Raw genomic sequence first — 4,712 nt, forward strand, 5'->3', positions numbered from 1 at the left:
AACACAGGAACTCGACAGCGATACCAAAGCTCACATATCTGCAACCATCAATGCTTTTATCAAAGCTTCTAAACTTAAAAACATTACAGCAATGTAGTTCTGTTTTGTATTAGGACTGGTCAATCTGCTACGAAGTTAAAAACTTCGCAGAGCGGGGGGTTCTTTAGTAATTGATCAAACTTTTTATTATAATCTTTCCATATATCTCAAGTATAATAAACCGGACAAAACTTTAACATTAATTATTCATTTTAAATTTTTCGAAACTATTTAAGATAATATCCTCCAATTGAGTAAAACTACAACTTATAAAATTCGATGATATTGATATTGGAGTGCCGTAAGATTTATAATTTCCAGCAAGTAATTTTGACTTTATACCTGTTGAAATATTAATGTAATACTCTGGATTTTTAACCTTGATAAGCAAAAAATTTGTCGATGCTACATTACTTTTTTCTATTGAAATTACATCTTCCCATTTAATGAGGCCTACACCTACAAAACTAGAGTTATCAATAATACCCTCTTCATTTACTATAATTCCTATATTTTTATCAAATATTTTTTTTTTAATCATCGTAAATAACGCAAAACCAAAAAATAGCATTGCTAAAATACCAATAAATTGTATAAGTATTACATTATTTATTAAACGGGTAATAAATACATCAGGAAGAATTATAAATAGTACACCTAAAATTGTAAATATTAAAGATCCTATTGTTAACGATAAAAACTTTTTATTACTAGGCTTAATTACTTTCGTTTCCATGTTTTTCTTTTTATTTGTTAATTTACCACAATTTCTCCCGCCTTTGTTCCTGCTATACCTCCCACTACTCCGCCAATTAACCCTCCTATAAAAGCCCCAGGTGCAGCTCCTACACCTCCAAACCAAACACCAATTCCCGCACCTATTTCTGCACCCAAAATTGCCCCCATAAGCTCCTGCTGCACCTCCTATAGTACCTCCTGTTGCTATAGTAGCATTATGCCCGAACGTTCCTCCATCTTTTTGAACTCCATTATAAATATTAATTCCTCCAAGAATAACAGTTCCTGCTATACTTGCTTTTCCTAAAACACTACCAACTTTACCCATGTAAGCAGGTTTTATATATGTTTTGCCATTTCCGTAGAATTTGGTAAAACCTAAATCGACAGGAATACCGGGACGAGCAGTACCAACATATAATCTAGCTCCATTTCTTGCATTATATGAAAGTCCTTCTCCAAATCCACCTACACCATCATTTAAATTTCCAAGCAAACTTAAATCAAAAACACTAGAGGTCTTAAAATTTGCGCTGTGTATTACTCCTAAATTAATATCACCATAATAATCATTCCCCATTCTATATGAGGTTTGCATAGCATTTCCAGTAAACCACATTACCTTACCATCTGTGATATTCACTTCTGAAAAATTTTCTTTATTCGCCAAATAATTAAAAATAGCCCTTGCATCTTTATCGTTAAAAGTATAAGCCCCGCCGCCGCCATCTCTTGGATTTTCCGCCATGAATTGAGTCATCAGCATTTGAGAATGTGACATAATTGTAAAAGGATTAGCATATCCCGATGTATCAATATGTCCAGCTGCATCTATCCATCTTCCATCAGGATCCCTCATTGAAATAGGATTATTGGCTACATAGGCAAAAGGACTTATAGAAGTATATGCTTCCGCCAATTGATCTATCCCGTTCCATCTTCCCAGATCAGGCATATATTGTCTCCAGCCATAGTCAAACATCCCGGTTTCCTGAAGCTCTTTTCCGTTGTATTTGTAAGAGTAGAGACCTCCAAAGTTGGAAGAGTTCAAACCGTTTCCTCCGGTATGGTTTAATCCAAAAGGATAGTAATTGTTGGTATCGGTAATTTCAGGAGCGCCTGCGCTGTTTTTGGCAAAGGTGACCCTACTTAACGACATTAGCAGTTTTCGTAAAACCTTCTCTTTTATTGGTCTGTCAAGTTGGTCTTTATATTGATAAATATACTTATTGTTTTCAAAATAAATATATAAAGTTTTCAAAACACAAAACCACCGCTCAATAGCAGTGGTTTTGTTATGATTACTTCACCACACGATATAATCGTGCAGCAGCAAGGGGAAATAAATTATAAACCAGATGAATTGGGAAGTTTTTTTATAAACTCTTTTATTTTAATTTCCTTTAGTCCATCATGTTGCATATAATGTTCAATTTTTAATGCTTTATTATAATCTTTGTAAGATATTTTATACCTTAATATATCAAAAGAAAATTTTGATATCTCTAATCTTAATTTTTCCATTTCCAAAGGATGAACCTCAGTATCTTTTTCAAGCATTTCTGCAAAATCTATTAATTTTTGGCATATATAATAAATTTCATCCTTAAGGAAGGTAGGAGAAAACCCAAGTAAAAAAATTATCCTGGAAAGAATAATTTTTTTTAGGGAATATCCTTTTATTCCATAATAATACTCTAATTTATTCGCATTTATATCAGCATTTAATATTAAAAAATTCACTACTTCTCTGGGATTTACCTGATTAGAGTAAAAATTTTTCAATTCTCTGATGCTTGTCCATCCCGCTCTGTGTAATGATAAATCTGCTTGATTTAAATATGCAAATAAAAATACACACACGTTATATTCTAATTTTACTTTTTTCATATTTTTATTAAAAAGGCCACCACCAGCGTTTAACATATTTTGGGTTTAAAGTTCTTATGTCCAATTGCATACGTCCTTCTACGATAATTCTTCCAGCGTTTCCAGTTCCACCAATATGAGGAGTAGAGGTTACTCCCCATTTAGGAACTGTAAACTCTACATATCCACCACCACGATAACCTCCTGCTGCTTGTCCTAATCTTACTTTCGATGGACTTATAAAAGGAGCTACTTCAACATCAACTCCAAATGGTCTAGGCGATGAAACATTAATAGAACCGCTTTTTTTGATAGCATTAACAGCTGAAGTAGATGTATGATGTCGTACTGTTATAAAGTCCTCTATGAGATTTATTTCTTCTTTTACAGCCAATCCCGGTTTCTTTAGTGCTACCGCACCAATAATCCCGGCTGCCACTGCAAGATATCTGTTTTGAGGCTTCCAAGTGCTAATTACCTGGTGCAACATCAAAGAATTCCACAAGATCACCTATAGTGCCACAAATATAGTTTATTCCTCTATCATTGTACCTACCAGCATTTCTTATTCTATCCCATCAGAAATCACTTTTGTTATTCCATGCTTCCATATAGGCATTAACATGGTCTCTGTACTGGTAAATATAGCGGTTTAAACGAAATAATAAAGCCGAATGCAATTGCAAACGGCTTTATCTTATTCTATTCAAAGCATATGAGCTTTTAAACTCATGGCAATTAGGAAATAATTTATTATTATCCGTTTTTGCATAAAATTACCATTTTGTAAATCACTTTGGTTTGAAAAAAATCAACATATTTGAAATGTTACTAAATTTATCTTATGCATCATTAATCGCATAATTAAAGAGAAGTTTTGTAAGCTGTTCATTTGATAGAGAATGATTTTTTGCATTTTTTGATTCTTCTATAGCATCTAAAAAATAGTAGAAATCAAACAAATTAGAATATTTTATATTTTTATATTCATATTCATATTCAATATTACCCTCTGTTTTTTCTATTTCAAAAAAAGCTAATTCATTGTCAATTTTCAAAGGTTGTTCCATATAAATTTCAATCACCTCAGATTGAAGATCCAATGAATATGTTTGACAAAACTCTTCAAAAGAGTGCCCATCTCGAAAATATTTTACTAGTTCTAAAAGTTTCATATATTCTTATATTAAAAATTATTTTTTCCCCCAAATTGAAAATCCACCTTTTCTTTCTGGGTGCATTGTTTCCCCAAAATACCACCAGGAACATTTGGTTGTTGGCTTTTAGGAACTAGCTGCATAGCACCTTGTTTTAAAATTAGAGTACTGAAAACCAACACTCCAATTTATTATCAATATGTTTTGAACATTACCGTATCAAATCAGGCGTCGTTTACTCCATATTCATAAAGTCTTTTAGCTATTTCTTTTTGTGAAGGTGAATAGTCTAAGCTAGCGATCCAGTCAGAAACAAACTCTTTTGCTAAAAAAACTTCAAGAAGATAGTAATACTTATCACCATTTTCTATTTTAATTCCATTATCATCCTCTTCAGGATATGAAAGAATTAAGTCAGATTTATAATCATCCATATTTTTCAAAAAGATTATTAAATCTTCGTCAATACTATTAATTTGGTTTATCAAATCAATTAAATTCATAAATTTTATTTTTAAATTTTATTTTCCCCAAATTGCGAATCCACCTTTATTTCCGGGATGCATAGTCTTCCAAAATGAACTACCAACAGTATGTTGTGGTTTAGGTACTAATTGCATTATCCCTTCATCCACTTGATGGTGCCATACCCAATTATTGGGAGATTTTCCTATTATAGATCCGGCTGGAGATCTTGGTAAGACTATACCCAATTCTCCAATAGATGTGGCAAATTTTGTGTCTGTCTTCATCATTGCTTCAAGCGCTTTATTTGCCTCGCGGAAATGGCTTCCTCTATAAACTCCAGGATAAGAACCTTCAGCAAGTTTCATTTCAAAAGCTACAGAATAAAAAGCTCCATCAGCTTCTTTCACAGCCAACCCCGGTTTCTTTAATGCAACAGCTCCG

The 4,712-nt window shown here is 32.7% G+C and carries 6 protein-coding genes; all 6 read right to left on the bottom strand.

Annotation, left to right across the window (positions count from 1 at the left end; translation table 11 throughout):
* Positions 1-238 precede the first annotated feature (238 nt).
* Positions 239-2,038 carry an STM3941 family protein gene (locus tag AC27VX_RS23480; RefSeq protein WP_488698377.1) on the bottom strand — a complete coding sequence of 600 codons (1,800 nt, stop codon included), beginning with the start codon at positions 2,036-2,038 and terminating at the stop codon, positions 239-241.
* 86 nt (positions 2,039-2,124) lie between these two features.
* The gene (locus tag AC27VX_RS23485) at positions 2,125-2,667 is read right to left on the bottom strand and encodes a hypothetical protein (RefSeq protein WP_236858130.1); all 543 of its coding nucleotides are present in this window, start codon (positions 2,665-2,667) and stop codon (positions 2,125-2,127) included.
* A 7-nt stretch (positions 2,668-2,674) separates the two neighbouring features.
* Positions 2,675-3,136, bottom strand: coding sequence for a hypothetical protein (locus AC27VX_RS23490; RefSeq protein WP_236858129.1), 462 nt, complete (start codon positions 3,134-3,136; stop codon positions 2,675-2,677).
* A gap of 352 nt (positions 3,137-3,488) precedes the next feature.
* Complete coding sequence (locus tag AC27VX_RS23495; protein ID WP_236858128.1) at positions 3,489-3,821, bottom strand: hypothetical protein; 333 nt, start codon at positions 3,819-3,821, stop codon at positions 3,489-3,491.
* 206 nt (positions 3,822-4,027) lie between these two features.
* The gene (locus AC27VX_RS23500; protein WP_236858127.1) at positions 4,028-4,306 is read right to left on the bottom strand and encodes a hypothetical protein; all 279 of its coding nucleotides are present in this window, start codon (positions 4,304-4,306) and stop codon (positions 4,028-4,030) included.
* Between the two features lie 18 nt (positions 4,307-4,324).
* A partial coding sequence (locus AC27VX_RS23505) for an HNH endonuclease (protein ID WP_488698381.1) occupies positions 4,325-4,712 on the bottom strand: 388 nt, incomplete at its 5' end.

The organism is Chryseobacterium sp. 14P4.3.2, assembly GCF_057799275.1.

Excerpts from the sequence above, each read along its gene's own strand:
- AC27VX_RS23485 (WP_236858130.1), bottom strand. The coding sequence starts at position 2,667 with ATGAAAAAAGTAAAATTAGAATATAACGTGTGTGTATTTTTATTTGCA.
- AC27VX_RS23490 (WP_236858129.1), bottom strand. The coding sequence starts at position 3,136 with ATGTTGCACCAGGTAATTAGCACTTGGAAGCCTCAAAACAGATATCTT.
- AC27VX_RS23495 (WP_236858128.1), bottom strand. The coding sequence starts at position 3,821 with ATGAAACTTTTAGAACTAGTAAAATATTTTCGAGATGGGCACTCTTTT.
- AC27VX_RS23500 (WP_236858127.1), bottom strand. The coding sequence starts at position 4,306 with ATGAATTTAATTGATTTGATAAACCAAATTAATAGTATTGACGAAGAT.